This is a genomic window from Paenibacillus sp. FSL H7-0350 (genome assembly GCF_038593195.1).
GTDB lineage: Bacteria > Bacillota > Bacilli > Paenibacillales > Paenibacillaceae > Paenibacillus_AQ.
The window spans coordinates 4002404-4019447 of sequence record NZ_CP151972.1; the positions used below are offsets into that span (position 1 = coordinate 4002404).

Here is a 17044-nt window from a genome sequence, read left to right on the forward strand (position 1 = left end):
TCTTTCTGCGGGTTCGTGCCGCATCTCCTATTTCGCCTGGCCCAGCTTGCGGGCAACGATGAGAATAAGCAGCAGCGAGACCGCAATAATAATGGCATTGAAGCCCCAGCGGCCCTGAAGCCACCAGCTTGTGCCGGGCAGATCTGCTGCCGTTACCGGTACCAGGGTCTCTGCACCCAGCGCAGCCTGCACAAGCTTCTCCCCGCCGATCCGGTCTTTGAAATTAATAATATCATACTGCGGAGCGGTTGCCAGCGCATTGCCATAGAGCAAGGAATACGGCATCTTCTCCCCGCCCGCGAATACAAGCCGGTCTACCAGATATTCGATCTTAATATCTGTGATGGAGATGGGGGCATCATCCAGATTGTAGATAACCACACGCAGGCTATTAGATGAGGCTGGGGCCTCCGGCTGAATCTCCGTCCGGGAGATCCGGGTATCCTTGAAGTCCAGCCGGTACAGCTCTCCGCTTCCGGTGACCGGTATCTTAATCCCGGCACTGTCATACAGCTCATAGCGCCGCAGGAAATTCCCGGTGCTGCCGAGCATCACCTTCCCAATCTTCAGCCGGTCCGTGTTGCTTATCATGATCTCGGTACGGTTCTCCACCTGCTTAATCTCTGTCTGCGGCGTCTTCTGCCGCATGAATGCAGCCGTACTCCACTCCCGGCTGCTGTCTACCAGGGTCAGGCCGGGGAACTCCAGCCCTTCCGGGTTGTTCTTCACTACAAGCCGGTAATAGCCGAACTTGTAGCTGCGCTCCAGCGTAATGCTGTCCGCACTTAACCCGCTTGTGGCATACAGATCCCCTGTGCCGAGCTGCTCCCAGGCCTGCCCGTCATAGCCTCCCCATACCTCCACATGCTTCAGGAAGGATTCTGCGGGCAACTCGAACACCAGTCGGTTCCCCTGAATATCGACATCCTCGGCAAGCGGCTTAATCTGATAATCCAGCAGGGTATCCGTTCCTTTCACTGCCTTGTGAATCAATTCTGAGGCATAGACCGCGCTATGCTCCTCCACCGTCTCCGCTCCGCTCTCCATATAATAGGGAACCGGAGCGCCGGTGCTGTCCTGTATACGCAGATCACGCAAGTCCTCTGCCGCCGAACGGTACACCGCTTCATCAAGATACAATTCATAGTACGGAGCCGCCTCCGGCACGGAGATTTCGCGAGAGAACTTCCATTGCCCGCCGTCCGTCTTCTCCGCTCCGCCGGATGCCGCTGCCGCACTGTGCGCCGGGAAGGTGCCGGAACCCAGCACGAGTCCGCCCAATACAGCGAGCAGCACAGCCGCCCTAGCTCTCCGGCCTGTCTTGCTCAGCAAGCGCATAAGCTTCCTCCATTCTGACTGTTATCCGCTGATAGAGGTAGGATATCCCCAGCAGGCAGAGTCCGAAGCTGAAATAAGCGATGATCTTGCTGCCGGTATTCAGCAGAGTCAAGTCATAGAGCAACAGCTTGCCGGTTGCCAGCAGGGACAGCGCCAGTCCGAAGCGGCGGATATACAGATATCTTTTCCAGAAGCCGTACATAATGAACAGCACAGCCAGCAGCAGATAGAGCAGACTGAAGGCCAGCCCGCCGTCACGTACCTGCATCTGCACTCCCAGGAACGCCGTAACCATCACCAGCAGATAGATACCCATAGCTACCGGATACAGCTCTATATTCTTATAATCGCGCAGCAGCGTTGTCCGCAGCAGCCTTGCACTGCTGAACCATACGAATACATTGAACAGAATAAGCAGACCCAGCGCCGCTACATCGGCAGCAGTGCTGCCGGACCACCCTTCCGGAAGACTGGGCAGACCCAGCGTAATGCCGATACAGACCGCATAGGCAATCCCGTGCAGCACCAATACCATAATGCCGACCACCTTGTCATACAGAACATTCACCTTCGGAAGCGCATAAGCCAGTCCAGAGGTAAGCAGACCCGCCAGCAGCAGCTTGTAAAAGGCATTGTGCGCCATATCCTCCGGCACCATCCAGTCGTACAGGCGCAATGCTTCATACACTGCATACCCGTAGAAATTGACGATAGCCGCATATTTGAACCATACGGTAGCCTGCACCTCCGCAGGCGTACTGCGGAGCAGCGTCTCCTGATTCGAATAACGGATGGCATACAATAAGGCTACAATCACCATTCCCGCCGTAATAAATGTATATTTCAGATCGAAATAGGAGTTCGTGTAGTAGATTACCGCATTATAATCCGAGAGCTGCAGCAGAACGTCGAATCCGAAGAAGGTCAGCAGACAGAGGGAAAGGATGCCCCAGCCTGCGCGTTCTGCCATTTTGAAGCGGTACAGATGTCCGTAGACCGTAAGCGCCACGCCTTCCACCAGCCAGCCGATCGACCACCAGGCCGCTCCCAGCTGGAACGGAATCATCAGGATGGCGAAGGTCAGTGAGGTGACATAGAAGAGCAGACGGCTCTCGCGTTCCTGCGGCATCTGCTTCTCCAGCAGCACGCCAAGCCCCAGATACATGAGGCAGAAGGCCAGCGCCAGCGCGCCTGTGAATTCATCCAGCCCGGCATTCAGGAACAGAAGATACAGCGTTATGCAGCTAACGAGCGTGTTACAGCCCAGCAGGCCGAAGTCCAGCCAGTTAAGCTTCGTCTTGAACTTGAACGGATACCAGAGTGTAATCCCCAGATACATGGCGAAGGTCAGCACAGCGCAGAGAATGCCCGCGGCGTAGCTATCCGCCAGATAAATCAGCAGCAGGATAGACGGCGTGTTGAACAGGAAGCTGATGTAATTGACAACCACCCAGCGCTTGCGCAGAGAGATCAGCAGAATCAGCAGGTTCAGCACGAACAGATACCCCATTGCCGCATACACTGCACTGCCCTCCAGCCCGAAGGCTCCAATATAAGAGAAGAGCGGCAGATACCCTCCTACAAGCCCCATAGAACAGATCGTCCGTGACTCATAGCGCAGCGACAGCAGCACAGCGGACAGCGTAACCAGCACCGACAGGCCGATCCCGGCCCATAACCCGATAATCTCCAGCAGAAAATAACTGTAAAATATCGAGCCGTACAGCACCGACACCCCGCCGCCAATCAGCCCCAAAGCGAAGGCTCCCCGCCCCTTGCGGAACAGCCACTCCCCGCCCGCCAGCATGACTGCCCCCAGCAGGAAGAAGGCGCTGCCCTTCATATAATCATTGAACCAGGTGGAGTAAGTGTATCTGAACCCGGCGCCCACTGCCAGGATCAGCAGCAGAATCCCCAGGCGGTTGATCCAGTTCAGGCCGATCTTCATTTCGATCCGGTTCTGCTTACGGCGGCGCAGCAAGGTCTCCTCGTCAACCCCTTCGGCGGTCAAATCATCCAGACCGCTGTCTATCGTCCCTCTGAGCGAACGTTCTGCCTCCCGTTGCCATTGTCTGCGCAGCAGAATACTCTCATTCAGCTTCGCCTGCACCTCATCCAGAATATAAGTGATCTGGGTCTTTTCCTGGCCCAGCTCGCGGGTCCCGATACTGTACATCTGCTCTATACGCCGCTTCGCGTCCTGCTCGAAGGACGTCAGCCGGTCGAGGTACGCATGATCCCGTGAGGCAAAATAAGTCTGCAGCTTCTGCCGCGATACCCGCAGAATACCCAGCTTCTCATCCAGAATCTGCTCCGCCAGCGCAGTCCGCAGCTCTGAGTTGTCGCGCTCAAGCCTCGCCGCCTGAGCCTTCAGCTCCGCCAGGCTCTGCCTGGTTGCCCCATTTTCCCGTCTTAACACTTCGTTCTCGCGGACGAGATCACTGCTCTCGTATTCTTCAATTAAAGACTGGTATTCCTTCAAAAGCCCGTCCTGCTGCTGCTGCACAGCCCTCATCCGATCTCTGAAATCCTCCATAGCCGCCCCCCAGTATCTGCTAATCGGCAAATTGTTAATATATTGATATTACTATATTTCTAATTACCACCACAGACCTAACAAAAACCACATTACTTAGTTAAGATCCTGTCACATTTTTGTCTTGGCAGACCTTATAGGTTTATTATTGTTGTATATTCGGGAGATGGGGAGAATCGGACATTGAAACTGAACCTGCACAAACCGCAAAAACGTTATATCCTCATCCTGTTGCTGCTGGTGGTCCTCCTGCCTGTGCCGTTTAGACATAAGGCGACGACCAAGCTGAACATTACCGGGCTGGATGGAGTCAAAATCACGACAGATGCCTACGCGCTGACAGCGGATCACAAGCTGATGGTGGATAAAGACCTCGCTGAACGGATTCTACATGCGCGTATCGGCTGGGAGAAGGAGGCTCCGCTCCCCAAGGGTGTGTACTACAAGGATCATGTGGCGGTACTCATGTATCACCATCTGACGGAAACCCCGTTAATGCTCTATCCCGGCGTATTACCCGCCGCACAGTTCGATGAGCAGATGCAGCTGCTGAAGCAGGAGGGCTTCCATGTCATTACGATGAAGCAGTACCGGGAATTCATGCTTGACCGCGCGCCGGTTCCCGATAATGCGGTTCTATTGACGTTCGATGACGGCTATGAGAGCTTTTATAAGCTGGCGTTTCCCATTCTGCAAAAGTACGGCTACACTGCAGTGAACTTCATCATTGTCTCCGATGTGGACAACACTAATAAGCATCAGGTGCCCAAGCTGACCTGGGAGCAGATGCGGGAGATGAAGCGCGCCGGAATGGGCTTTTATAATCATACGTATAATCTGCATTATTATGCAGTGGTCGATGCAGAGGGCGGCACCCGCCCGGCGGCGAGCTCCCTGCTGTACATTCATGACGAGAACCGGAATGAACTGAATGAAGAATACTACAGAAGAGTAACCGGGGACCTCGCTCATGCAGAGCGCAGGCTGAAAGAAGAATTGGACAATACGGATTCGGCTATCGCTTTCCCTTACGGTTCCTATAACGAAAAGCTGCTGGAAATCTGCGATTCACTCGGCATCCATCTGAAATTCAATATCGGGCTGGGCCTCGGCTCCAGAACTACGCTGAATGCTCCACGGATCAATGAAGGGAACCGGACACTCACGCCAGAGCTGTCCATCCAGCAGCTGAAGCAATTCGAGCCGCCGATGATTCTGACCGTGAACGGGAGGAGGGTTCTCCTTACCGGAACTCCGCCGGAGCTGCGGAACGGGAAAGTCATGATTCCGCTAGATGCACTATGCTCCGAGCTAGGCGTAGCGATCCATTACGACCGCAGCAGCACGGTCCTGAAGCTGACGCGTCTCAGCCAGAACAAGCCCGGGTGAGGCCGCGCCTATCGCTTCACACCTGATTCGGGGAGGAAAGGATCAACGTGTAAACCCGCCGCCCCCTACCCCTTAGCCGCCTGACGCACCAGCGGTTCGCGGCCTAAGGTTACCCGGTTCTTCCCGGTAGCCTTGGACAGATAGAGGGCCTCGTCCGCCTCGCGGTACAGATCCTCGAAGGTCACATCCGCTTGATCCGTAAAAGCAATGCCGATGCTCACCGTAAGCTGGATGTGATGTCCCCCGTCCAGCTCAACGATGTGCTCGCCCATAGCGGTGCGGAAGCTCTCTGCCTCCTTCAAGGCCGCAGCTTCGCTGCCGGCGGAGAAGCAGACGGCGAACTCTTCGCCGCCTACGCGCCCGGCAATCCCTTTGTTATGATATACCTGCATAATCTTGCCAGATAAATCCACCAGCGCCTGATCACCGGCCATGTGTCCGTATGTATCATTAATTAATTTGAAATCATCGATGTCGAACAGCAGCAAGGCCATACCCGCGCCGATCTGCGCAGAGTAATTCTGTACCAGCCTCATGAAATGCCTGCGGTTGTACAGCCCGGTCAGATCGTCCACCGTGGCCTGATGCAGCAGCTCCCGCTCATACCTCTTCTTCTCGCTAAGATCACTGAAGACCAGCAGCATCCCCGCCCCCTTCCCCCGGACCTGCTCCGTAGCAATGAGCGCCACTCCATAACAGGACCCGCTCCGGCCGGGAGGCTCGATTTCAAACTGCCCCTCCCGCCGCTCGGCATAGCAGACCGACAACTGTCCGTGCTGCCTGAGCAGCGGCTGAATGCTAGTGCCCATCCAGGTCGCCGGCTTCTCCTCCAGCAGCTCGGAGAGCATAGCATCTGCCGCCTCATTCACATCCATGATGTAATCGTAGCGGTCCGTCAAGACAATGCCGTCCTTCATATTCTCGAAGATTTTATTCTTAGCCAGCGGATATAAGGACAATCTGGGATCGCGGAACAAGGTGAGGTAAGCGGCCACGATTGGCGGCAAGTAGGTGAAGGCTGTGAAACCTGTAATCGTAATCTGCAGCAGCGGAAGCAGGAACACCGCCAGGACCGGCACCAGCAGACTGAATAACAGCAACGCATTATGGCGGAAATAATACTTAGGCCCATTCAGGAGAGAGATGGCCAGCAAATACACAGCATACAGTCCGAATAACTGATCGTACGCGATGAGGATCATACTGAGCACCGTGGGCTTCACTACGATTCCGGTAACACCAGCCACCGTAGCCAGTCCGACCTCGCTACGCATCAGATGATGGTAGGAGTCAGTGAAGATCAGCAGCACATCAAGCACCGCCGGGATACAAAAGTAAATAAGCCTCTTGGACAAACCCTCAGAGGAACGGGATACATACTCTTTAATAACCGCATAGGTGAAGATCGCACTCAAAAAAAGCGGGCCCTGCTGCACATTCTTCCACCATAGCTTCGCCGCGAAGGAACCGGGTAGAATCTCTCCGGCCGTAGCTGCGAAGATCATGCTGACCAGCAGCATCAATATCCATAAATAGCATCTTCCTGGTGTATGGCGGTGCCTGTAAGAACCGATGCCCATGTAGAGACTTAGAACGCTGCCCATTACCAAGTAAAACGGATAACCCTGCATCCACGGCATGTCATATTTCTCCTATTTTTGAGATTGATTTGCCTTATTATATCCTACTCTTTCGTACAAATGAATCTTTCTTACAAAAGTAAGTACGCAAAACAAAGAGGATACTCCTTCACCATCTGCATGGATGCGGGAATATCCTCTATAGGAATACCATTATTTCTTCTGAGCGAGACGTTGTTTGAACTTGTCAACGCGGCCGCCAGTTTCGGTATCTCTTTGTTTACCTGTGTAGAACGGGTGGGATGCAGAGCTGGAGTCTACACGGATCACTGGGTAAGTGTTGCCGTCTTCCCATTCCATTGTTTCACCGGATGATTTGGTGGATGAGCTCAGGAATTTGTAGCCTACGCTAGCATCGAAGAAAATAACCTGGTTGAACTTAGGGTGTATGCCTTGTTTCATTGTAGTAACCTCCTTTCCGAACTAATACAACTTATGAAGAAGTATTGAAGCCATCTCTTGGTCTATTTGAACAATCCGGTTAGACGAAGGGAGATGCGTAAATCTTCCGATTTTTACACGCCATACTATCATACGTGAAATGAGCCGCTGAGTCAAGAGCCTGTCCTAGAGCGATTTCACCATTCCGCCGTCGATCAGCAGGGACTGTCCGGTAATATACGTATTCGCAAAAGAACCGAGGAATACGGCCGCCTTGCCGAACTCCTCCGGCGTGCCGGTTCTCCCCAGCGGAATCGCCTTCAGGGCTTCCTCCTGAATCTGTGCAAGCGTGATGCCCTGCGCGTCCGCCCGCTTGCCGTCAAGCTGGAGTATCCGGTCTGTGCCGATCCGTCCGGGGGCCAGGCTGTTGATCAGGATGCCCTCCGGGGCAAGCTCTGTAGCCAGGCTCTTGTTCAGCGCGCTCACGCCTGCGCGGAACACATTCGAGAGAATCAGCCCCGCGATGGGCTGCTTGATCGAGACCGAGCTGATGCTGACGATCCGCCCTCCCCCTGCGCTGCGCATATGCGGCAGCGCCTCGCGGATCAGGCGGACCGCGCTCATCAGCGTAAGCTCGAAGCCGCCGCTCCAGTCAGCGTCGGCCATATCCCCGAAGCTGCCGCCCGGAGGCCCGCCGGCGTTCGTGACCAGCACCTCCAGGCCGCTGCCGAATTCGGCGGCCGTCCGCACCGCCCGGGCAATCTCCTCCGGGCGGGTCACATCCAGTTCCGCTACGGCGACCTCCTGCCCCGTAGCCTCACGGATCGCCTGCCGCGCCTTCTCCAGCTGCGGCAGGCTCCGGCTGGCAATCGTCACCCGCGCCCCTTCACGGGCATACTCCAGGGCGGTCGCCAGTCCCAGCCCCTTACTCGCTGCCGCAACGAGCACCGATTTCCCCTCAAGACCCAAATCCATCGTCCAGTCCTCCTGTCAGATTGGTTGCAGGACTTCCTGCTCCCACTCATTATACATCGTATTCCAGTTCCTTTTTGGCCTGGACAATGAAATCCAGCGGATTCTCGATGGTGTCCGCCGCATATTCCACCGCACCGATCTTCAGCCCCAGGGTGACCTTGTACTTGCCGGAGAACTCCGAGTCATTCAGGTCCTGCAGCCGCTGTTTGATCCGCTCAATGACAATCTTGGCCCCTTCCCGGTCCGTGAAGAGCAGCAGGCCCCAGGTAGCATCCTCCTTGTCCAGCAGATACAGCGCATCATTGGTACGAATGCTAGACTGGCTGAGCTGCGAGACATCATAGATGGCTTCGGACAGCTGCTCCTCCGGGATCAGGCGGCGGATCTCATTCCAGTATTTCACCTTCACCACAAGCAGCGTCAGCGGGATTTTATAACGGACCGAGATTCCGGTGAACAGGCTGGCATCCTTCTGAAAAGAAATGCTGTTGCGCAGATCCGTATTCTCATCTACCGCAGCCAGATTACTCGTGCGCTTCAGCAGCCGTTCATTCTCCGCCTGCAGCTCACGGGTGCTTGTGGTGAAGACCCACAATACCACCGTAAGCAGCGGGGTCATAATCAGCCAGAAATACGTCTCTACACCGATAGAAGCGCCTTGGGAGACCGTCTGATAGACCACGAAGAAGCCGTAGCCGAAGACAAACGCCAGATTCAACGTCAGTCCCGCCGTGACCGTGGTGAAATACGTGACCAGCGCCAGGATGAACGATACATTCAGAATAATAATGTTCTGAACGTAGTTATCCGGTGAGCCCGCGATATATACGATGCAGGCAAAGATCAGGACCAGAAAGGCCAGGAAGCCCAGATCCGAGGTTAGACTGCTGCGGTTACGTCTCACGCTTGATCACCACGTTTCTTCTTATGTTTGCGCAGCATCAGAATCAGCGCCACGACCACCAGCGTCACAATCATCACCGCTGCCGTCACGAAGCCCAGCACATCACTGCGCTCCATCACCCGCGAGACCAGCGAGTCCGCCTTGGCTCCGGAGACCGTCTTGAAGCGGTAGGCATTCACCGTGCCGTCCTTATCCGCTACAACGCCGTCACCGTACACCCTCCACCTGTCCTTCTCGCTCCCGATCAGCTTGGAGACTAAGAAGTAGCTCTCGGAGCTAACCGCAGTGACTGCAAGCAGGCCGCGTCCGCTCTCGTAAGGAGATTCCAGGAGCTGGAGCGTGCCGATGGCGGCTCCGTACTGCTCGTCCAGGGCGATTTTCTCATTGGAGAGGAGGGTTGATCCGTCTTTGTTATACTTGAAAAAGAGCTTACCGTTGTTGTCACGGATCACCTTATTATTCTTATAGCTCCCGATCGCAATAATATTATTGTCCTTCAGGTTATCCGCTGTTGCGTTATCGCTGTAAAAGTGGACATCACCGGTATTTCCTCCGGCAAACTGCCCGAGCATATTGAAGACATTCCCGAGGCTCCGGTAGGTGTAATCATCTTTCTCCTCCGGCAGCACCACCGCCACACGGTTGAAGATGCCGTCCCGCAGGAACGGATAAGGGTAATTGCTCAGCAGGAGGTCGGTGCGGTCCTTCGTGTTCAGACGCATCAGTGATTCCTTGCTGATGTAAGCCCACGGCATCTGCTCTTTGTTCGGTGTACAGAGCATGCTCGCAAGCTCCAGATCGAAAGCCACCGTCACGGTGAAGTTGCCGGAGATATTCAGGCTCTGCGGCACACTCAGATTCAGCACATCGCCGTTCGCCAGCTCCTTCGTCAGCTTCTTGCTGCCGATGGGCGTATTATTGATGCTCACCGTCACCAGGGAACGGTTGAAGTCCAGATTCGCCGCATACCGGAAATCCAGGCTGATTCTGCCGTCATCCGCAATGGAGCGGTTGGACGGGAGGGAGACGAAATACGTCTGCTCCTGATGATTCGGCCCGGTGAGCTTGTCCCCCGTCTCCGTGAACGTAATGTTCGAGCTGATGGCCGGCGCAGGGTTCACTACATCGGTAGCATTAGTAACAACCTTCAGATCCTTGCGGAGCTGGCTCATCAGCTCCCGGCTTGCCATCAGCCGTCCGGCCTTGATCAGCAGGCTCTCGTCCCTCGAGGTCACCACCAGCGTTGGCAGGGAATCCTTATCCACCAGTTGAATGACCGCATGAGTGCCAAGGTCGTCCGCCGTACTTACCAGCTTCTTCACCCGTTCCGGCAGATGATCATACATAGCTACCAGCACTACCGCACTCTTGTCCTTGACGGTATCCTCGCGGTAAGGCAGCAGGGGAATGGTTCTGTCGTTCAGCGTGTTGCCTTTGGCGAATCCCGAGAGGGCGTAGGTAGCGCTCTCCAGTTCTGCCCCGCTGGCATTCTGTGGCACGGCGAGCAGGCTTTGTGCATTTTTTACCATATCCATTCCTGAGAATCTGGCACTGAAATCCTGAATGCCTCCAGTAATGGGCTTCGGCGTATAATTCACAGCAATATTCGAGGTGTTGAACAGATGCAGCCAGCTGTCCTGCATATCATCGATATTGCACAGCTCATAGCCGCCCGTCGTGGTTCTTAAGCTCCCCTGTATCCTTAGCGTGTTACTCCCCTTCGTCAGGAACCCTTTGGGCGCTTCCACGCTCAGGCTCTGCTGTCCGTTATTATCCAGGGACGGCCGGAAGGAAAAGAACGGAATACCGTTCAGCGACAGTGTTACGCTCGACAGCTTATCCTCACTGATCTGTGAGGTCTGGAATTGCAGATTGATCATCACCTTATCCACATTCCAGTAATCCATGACTGTGAAGAACTGCTGCTGGGAGCTTGCGCCCCTCAGCGAGACGTCGCTGCCCGTGAACAGCGTCTCATACGTTGCTCCGGATTCACCGGGAAGCACCGCCGCCTGCGCCGCAGGGATTTGAACCAGGAAGAGGGAGAGGCAGAGCAGCACTGTTAGAATCTGTTTTTTCATCATGTTCCGTATCTCCTGACATCTTATTTCTGGACCTCCGGCGCACTAGTAACGCTCGGTTTTGTACCACTTGGCTTCCCGTTTGAAAATAACGTCTTTGAGATAGTTGTACAGCCCGTAAGCGGCCACTACCATCCAAAGCTGGCAATACGAGACGTACATCAGCAGAATGATCCACAGGTTCGACAGGCTCATCTCGCCCTTCTCCGTGGTCAGGGTAACGAAGATCCCCACCACGAACAGCACAATGGCGAGCAGCCACAGGAAGCTGCTGAGTCCGGCGATGGTCGTATGTACATACCCCATGGCATGCAGCACAAGCAGAATATCGGAGGTGACCAGCGAGATCAGCAGCAGGAAGTAGATTGAGACATAATACAGAATATCGAAGCGGATCTTCGCCGCCTTCCGGTCGACGAGGAGCGGAAGGTTCTTCACAATGACATAGATGTTGCCCTTCGCCCAGCGTGTCCGCTGCTTGAACCATACCTTCACCGTCTGCGGCTCCTGCTCCCAGGTGACCGACTTCGGCTGGAACTTGATCCGGTAACCCATCATATAGATGCGGAAGCTGATCTCCGTATCCTCGGCAATCGCCTTCACATCCCAGCCGCCGATACTCTCGACAATCGTCCGGCGCATAATGAAGTTCGTTCCCGGGATCGTACAGAGCTTGAACAGCTTCCAGCGCCCCGCCTGTGCCATCCACTGGAAGGACAGAGTCTCGATATTAATGAACCGGGTCAGCAGGCTGGCATCCCGGTTGCGGGTTCTGAACTTGCCGATTACCGCCCCCAGGGAGGCATCATTCATAATCTCTGCCACCAGATATTTCAGCGCCGTGCGCTCCGGCGTATTGTCGGCATCATAGATCGCAATCAGCTCCCCGCTGCTGCGGGTGAAGCCGATGTTGAGCGCATTGGATTTCCCTTTGCCGCCTGTGACGGCGTCTGTATTGATAATGATCAGCTTGCGCAGCGGATTCCGCTTCTGGATAGCAGCCAGCAGCCCGGCGCTGTTGTCTGACGAATTATCGTTGATGACGATAATCTCATACCGGTCATGCGGGTAATCCAGTGCCAGCAGGGATTCCACGGTTTTACTGATGACAATTCCTTCATTATGAGCAGGAACCATAATCGTCACCATGGGATGCTCCCCGGTAATCTCCGGCTCCGGTTCGTTTTCCGTTTGAATGTAGTACAGATACCCCGCTATAATCAGCATCACATTCACCAGCAGCAGGGACCAGATACAGATGACCGCGATCACCATCAATACGTCTGAGATCGTCATAGTATTCTCCTAAACTCGCTATATTTTCACGGGATTACTTGTTCAAATATTTCCTGCGGTACAGCCTGTAGCCGATAGTGAGCAAGCCGCCGAACAAGAGCAGCGCAGCCAGGATCACGATGATGAAGAATTGATTCTGCACGCTGAACAGCCGGTTGAAGCTCGTCGCCTGCTTCTCCTTGTACTGGAAATCAACGGCGACCTTCTGCGGGGTATAATCGACATCCAGTGTGTTGCCATCCATGCGGATCACCCCGTCAGCAGACTCAAGGGTGTGCATGTCCGTGCGGACCGTATGGGCCTCCTGCTTATAGTCTGCGAAGGTATACCATTCCGCATTCAAATTCCGCAGAAGTTCCTCCAACCCCCGCTCATCCTCCGGAAGATCCAGCGTCACCGCTGTATTCAGCGGAAGCTCCGGCATCGCCTTGCCTGTTCTGCCAATTCCCTGCAGCAGCTCCGGGGGCAGACTGTACAGAGAGGAAGAGAAGGCCACTGAAGTGTCAGTCTGTTCCATATAATGAGTCTCTCCATCCGGAAAAAGCACCGCCGAATTGAAGAACCCCATGCCTGCGGCAGAATACTCCTTGTCATACGTCCAATAGCTCTCGGCAGCAACGCCGAGCGGTGCCACGCCCCCCTCCGCCAGCACATTAATGAACTGATTCATCTTCCCGCGCAGCGACCGGTCATTCGAATTGATCGGCGGTCTGACCGCCGGGACATTGACAACGATACTTCCGTTGCGGGACTGGACGGCTCTGAGCGCCTCCAGATACCGCTTCATGGCGGGGAAATCCGTATTCGCGAATACCGGACGTACACTGGCGATGAAGGGAACACCGCTTCTATAGAGGCGGTCTGCCATCTGCTCCAGCAGATTAAGATCCGAGAAAGGATAGATCTCCTTGATGACCAGATACATCTGCGGCTCCGCAGTATAGTGCAGCCAGTCCTTCAGCACATAGGCCGCTGCTATGGCTGTGAAATCGCCCTGCTTCAGATAAGGAAGGTATGCCACCCGGCCGCTGCTTACCGCAAACGGCACCTCTGCCCCCGCGTCGGATGAGGACCAAGTTCCATAAGAACGCCCCGCGTCGGAAGCTGTTATATAAGGCATCCCTTCGGCCTCCAGCGGAATGCCGGTGAATCCGCCGATGGAGAGGCTTGCACCTGCTCTATGCCATACCCCGGTCTTCAGCCGCAGCGCCTGCTGCATCCGGGCAGGCGGTCTATATCCAACATGCAGCATAGCCCCCTTATACCCAGCTGCCTCCTGCAGGTAGGCTTGATTCGTAATCTCAAGCTCATCATTGTTAATCACAGTGATCACGCCGGAATAGCCCTTCATGCCGCCCGGCGCATAAGAGGAGATGGGCTTCAGCGTGACCTGTACACTGTTGGCTGCAAGCAGCCGCTGCAGCTCGGCCACATTCCCTTCCTGGCCTGTATTCTTCGCCAGGCTGTCGAACAGCAGCAGAATCCGCTGCGCCGGAGCCGGAGAAGCGGCAGCGGATGCCCGCCCGGCAGAGGGCAGCAGATCACCTGCCAATACAATGAACAGCAGAATGAAGATCCCTCTGCGTCTCACATGCCCACCCCTTTATTCAGCGCCGCATATTCCTTGAGCGGCCGTGCAGACGGCGCAGACGGCACTGATCTGCGTGAAGAGATTCCGCGTCCGATTACGCTGGCAGCCGTCTGGAAGATAATCAGGTCGAAGGCCAGCGTGAACAGGAACTCATGCTTGGCAATATCCGCGTCACCCGCCCCGATAATGGAGACTACGATACCCGACAGTCCGACCAGCATCGTTGCCAGAATCACCAGCAGACGCTGCATGCCCCGGAAATCCCGGGTGCGGATGGACCGGACGAACGATGGCATATAGACCCCTATCGTCACGGCCATCCAGAGAAGAATGAAGGCAAATGGGCGGGGAGCCAGCTTCTCCTTAAGCGTGCTGTACAAGCTGAAGAAATGACTCTGCGCCCGGAACTCCTTACCTGCCGACTGCTCATAGTTCCCCATAGCTGCCGGCTTGATTTTATAGGCACTCTCAGCAGCCGTATCCAGGATCGAGCCCAGTTCATTCGGGTGAGAAGCATAATAGGTCAGAATGGAGACGAAGCCGTAACGGCTGTAGAAATTTTTATCCAGCAGCTCGGATTTCACATCCACCGTCCCGTATTGGTCATAGTACGTATTCTCTTTGAGAATCGCGTACTGTTCATTGATGCCGAAGGAATCCAGCGCCGTCTCCGGATTCTTGGATTCCATCAGTACCCCGCGCGTCATCGCATGGTACTGGTTAATATTCACGAACTCTTTGGAGATATTAAGATACGTCGCAATTCCGGCGAACATCATCAGACCCGCCGACAGCAGCGTAACCCAGCGGAACAGCTTGTCCCGGCGGATCAGCACCAGCGGTATTGAGAGCAGGGAAATCACCATCCCCACCGGGGCATTCTGCTGCTTGGAGGTGGTCAGGATCAGGGTGCTGATCAACAGGATCGCCAGCATGGCATAATCGTTATATCTCTTCCGGTACAGCAGCAGCCAGGAGGCGAACACCAGAATCATGGTCACCATCACCAGGCTCTCGCCGAAGAAGGAGCTGAAATAATTGGTGTAGCCTGTATCCCCGAAAATGAACACCGCAAGCGCCGCGACCGCCATACCCCGCTTAGGCGACATTTTCAGCGTGATCGCTTCAACCAGCAAGTAGACTGCGGCAACATACAGCACTGTGTAGATTGCAGCCTGGAAGCGGATATCGAAGACCTCGCGGCTGAAAAACAGCTTGTTGACGAAGATCGCCAGCTTGATGAACAGGGACTGGGAGGAGACCACCATCGTGCTGTTCTCGTTGAAATATTGAAAGATTCCGAACTGCTTCACGAAATAGCCGAAGTACTGGCTGTCATAGTCCGGAGCGTTGAAATACAGGCCGTTGCTATATATAATCCGGTAAAAGTCTCCGTTATCCGCCATGCCGATATAAGGGGAGGTAAACAGCGAAATAGCCGTCACCAGCAGCACACAGAACGCGGCGGCAAATGCCGGAGTAATCCGAAAGCCAGCTAACGTGATACCGGGCCGGGTGGATGTAAGCTCTAAGTTGTCTATCATTCCGATTCCCCTTTTGGTTATATTATGGAGCCTTATAGGAGTAAGCCAGCAGTGCCATGAGATTGTCAAAAGAGTACGCCTGCCCGGAGGCAGGATCACCGAAGCCGCCATATAGCGGACTTGAACGATCTGTCACCCTGAATTCATTCATCCGGTCCATACTGGACTGATAGAGGTCACCATCCTCCAGCACAGCTCCAATCATGGAAGTGAGCGCATAGACCGCTGTTGAACGAATGTCATTAGCCGGCTTGCCCTCACGGGTATATTGTCCGAATAAGGTTCCCGCTGCGACCTGAGCTTTGATGTAGCTGATGCTTGCCGGCCGCTGACGGCCGGTCTCTGCCAGATGCAGAATAGTCAGCAGAGATTCTACCGAGTTGATGCCTTCGGAGCTGTACTGTCCACTCTTGTAATCGAAGCGGGTCTCATAGAATGGAAAAGAATCGGACAAATATCCCTCCTCCAAAATACCGCTCATATTATTCAACAAAATATCTTGTAATTCGCTAGATATCGACAATTTCTGCAACACACTCAGATCAATATAACATAAAGTTACGAATCCGTTGACCATTTTCAAATAATTGTCATAGATGTCATAAATGTAACCTTTTTTAGTGTTGTTTTTATAGAAACGTTCTCCATATTTATCGGCTTCTCTGGTATATTCCGGCTGGTCAAATGCCTGCCCCGCCTCATATAACGCTCCGATCATCCTTAGGTCGTCCACCGCTGCATTCACGGGATAACGCTTCTGCTGCTTGGGACTGTAGCGGTAGCTGAAACCACCCTCCATATCGAAGGTTCTCCGGACTGTCTCCCACTGCCGGTCGAACAGCTCCTGATTACGGGTCCGGACGGCGGTCTCCATCAGAAGAGAAGCGGACTCGCTTAGAATCTCATGGCCGGTAGCCACCTCTGCCGATTCAGAGGTCTCCTTCAGATTCGTATATACACCATCGGGTCCTGTAAGCTGCGTATTTATGAAATTGAATAATTCCTGCTGTTCCAGTGTAGGCTCTAGCTGCGGCGCTTCATCCGGCCGTGTAGTCCCTGCTGGAGAGACCGCCGGAGTATAGCCGGGAGAGGATGGCGCTGGCCCGGCCTGATTACCGCCGCAGGAGGTTAAGAGGAGCAGCGACATCCCCAGAACAGCAGCCTTCTTATATCCGCTTCCCAATCGATCACATCCTTAAATGACAACTAACAATTGATTCATACTAATATAACGGTAATTATTGTCACATTATTTACTGTTTCTTCGAACATTATGTGTCAGCATCACATTTTTCTCCTTTTTGCCCCAAAAAAAGAGCCGCTCCAGGTCTTAACGACCGGAACAGCTCCTATGAATACCTTAGTATTG

At 54.3% G+C, this 17044-nt stretch carries 12 protein-coding genes; 1 reads left to right on the forward strand and 11 read right to left on the reverse strand.

Translation table 11 applies throughout. The features are described 5' to 3' along the window. Window positions 1-27: 27 nt before the first annotated feature. Both NYE24_RS18240 and NYE24_RS18245 read right to left on the reverse strand, forming a co-directional pair. The gene (locus NYE24_RS18240) at window positions 28-1338 is read right to left on the reverse strand and encodes a DUF3999 family protein (protein ID WP_036691970.1); all 1311 of its coding nucleotides are present in this window, start codon (window positions 1336-1338) and stop codon (window positions 28-30) included. Beyond that, window positions 1304-3874 carry a DUF2339 domain-containing protein gene (locus NYE24_RS18245; RefSeq protein WP_342476344.1) on the reverse strand — a complete coding sequence of 857 codons (2571 nt, stop codon included), beginning with the start codon at window positions 3872-3874 and terminating at the stop codon, window positions 1304-1306. Before NYE24_RS18245 ends, NYE24_RS18240 begins: the two co-directional genes overlap by 35 nt. 183 nt (window positions 3875-4057) lie before the next feature. Here NYE24_RS18245 and NYE24_RS18250 point away from each other — a divergent pair, with 183 nt between their 5' ends. After that, window positions 4058-5263 carry a polysaccharide deacetylase family protein gene (locus NYE24_RS18250; RefSeq protein ID WP_051493243.1) on the forward strand — a complete coding sequence of 402 codons (1206 nt, stop codon included), beginning with the start codon at window positions 4058-4060 and terminating at the stop codon, window positions 5261-5263. A gap of 65 nt (window positions 5264-5328) precedes the next feature. Here the strand turns inward: NYE24_RS18250 and NYE24_RS18255 are convergent, their stop codons facing one another. From NYE24_RS18255 to NYE24_RS18295, 9 genes are all read right to left on the reverse strand, one after another. Continuing rightward, window positions 5329-6903 carry a diguanylate cyclase gene (locus tag NYE24_RS18255; protein WP_342476345.1) on the reverse strand — a complete coding sequence of 525 codons (1575 nt, stop codon included), beginning with the start codon at window positions 6901-6903 and terminating at the stop codon, window positions 5329-5331. Between the two features lie 153 nt (window positions 6904-7056). After that, on the reverse strand, window positions 7057-7305 hold the full coding sequence (locus tag NYE24_RS18260) for a type B 50S ribosomal protein L31 (protein WP_036691962.1): 249 nt from the start codon (window positions 7303-7305) through the stop codon (window positions 7057-7059). A gap of 165 nt (window positions 7306-7470) precedes the next feature. Further along, a complete protein-coding gene (locus tag NYE24_RS18265; protein WP_342476346.1) occupies window positions 7471-8259 on the reverse strand; it encodes an SDR family oxidoreductase in 789 nt (262 codons plus the stop codon). Window positions 8260-8308: 49 nt separating this feature from the next. Then, window positions 8309-9163 (reverse strand): diguanylate cyclase, encoded by an 855-nt coding sequence (locus tag NYE24_RS18270; RefSeq protein ID WP_036691958.1) that lies wholly within the window; start codon window positions 9161-9163, stop codon window positions 8309-8311. Next, window positions 9160-11247, reverse strand: coding sequence for a cellulose biosynthesis cyclic di-GMP-binding regulatory protein BcsB (locus NYE24_RS18275; RefSeq protein WP_083678224.1), 2088 nt, complete (start codon window positions 11245-11247; stop codon window positions 9160-9162). The genes NYE24_RS18270 and NYE24_RS18275 overlap by 4 nt, the downstream gene beginning before the upstream one ends. 42 nt (window positions 11248-11289) lie before the next feature. Then, window positions 11290-12540, reverse strand: coding sequence for a glycosyltransferase (locus tag NYE24_RS18280; RefSeq protein ID WP_342476347.1), 1251 nt, complete (start codon window positions 12538-12540; stop codon window positions 11290-11292). A 34-nt stretch (window positions 12541-12574) separates the two neighbouring features. Further along, window positions 12575-14131 carry a hypothetical protein gene (locus NYE24_RS18285; RefSeq protein ID WP_342476348.1) on the reverse strand — a complete coding sequence of 519 codons (1557 nt, stop codon included), beginning with the start codon at window positions 14129-14131 and terminating at the stop codon, window positions 12575-12577. Then, window positions 14128-15675, reverse strand: a complete 1548-nt coding sequence (locus tag NYE24_RS18290; protein ID WP_342476349.1) for a hypothetical protein — start codon at window positions 15673-15675, stop codon at window positions 14128-14130. Before NYE24_RS18290 ends, NYE24_RS18285 begins: the two co-directional genes overlap by 4 nt. Before the next feature lie 22 nt (window positions 15676-15697). Further along, window positions 15698-16858 (reverse strand): hypothetical protein, encoded by a 1161-nt coding sequence (locus tag NYE24_RS18295; protein ID WP_342476350.1) that lies wholly within the window; start codon window positions 16856-16858, stop codon window positions 15698-15700. Between the last annotated feature and the right edge of the window lie 186 nt (window positions 16859-17044).

What these genes read in the sequence shown, in the direction of transcription:
- NYE24_RS18240 (WP_036691970.1), bottom strand. Translation starts at nt 1,338, where the DNA reads ATGCGCTTGCTGAGCAAGACAGGCCGGAGAGCTAGGGCGGCTGTGCTG.
- NYE24_RS18265 (WP_342476346.1), bottom strand. Translation starts at nt 8,259, where the DNA reads ATGGATTTGGGTCTTGAGGGGAAATCGGTGCTCGTTGCGGCAGCGAGT.
- NYE24_RS18255 (WP_342476345.1), bottom strand. Translation starts at nt 6,903, where the DNA reads ATGCCGTGGATGCAGGGTTATCCGTTTTACTTGGTAATGGGCAGCGTT.
- NYE24_RS18290 (WP_342476349.1), bottom strand. Translation starts at nt 15,675, where the DNA reads ATGATAGACAACTTAGAGCTTACATCCACCCGGCCCGGTATCACGTTA.
- NYE24_RS18260 (WP_036691962.1), bottom strand. Translation starts at nt 7,305, where the DNA reads ATGAAACAAGGCATACACCCTAAGTTCAACCAGGTTATTTTCTTCGAT.
- NYE24_RS18280 (WP_342476347.1), bottom strand. Translation starts at nt 12,540, where the DNA reads ATGACGATCTCAGACGTATTGATGGTGATCGCGGTCATCTGTATCTGG.
- NYE24_RS18275 (WP_083678224.1), bottom strand. Translation starts at nt 11,247, where the DNA reads ATGATGAAAAAACAGATTCTAACAGTGCTGCTCTGCCTCTCCCTCTTC.
- NYE24_RS18245 (WP_342476344.1), bottom strand. Translation starts at nt 3,874, where the DNA reads ATGGAGGATTTCAGAGATCGGATGAGGGCTGTGCAGCAGCAGCAGGAC.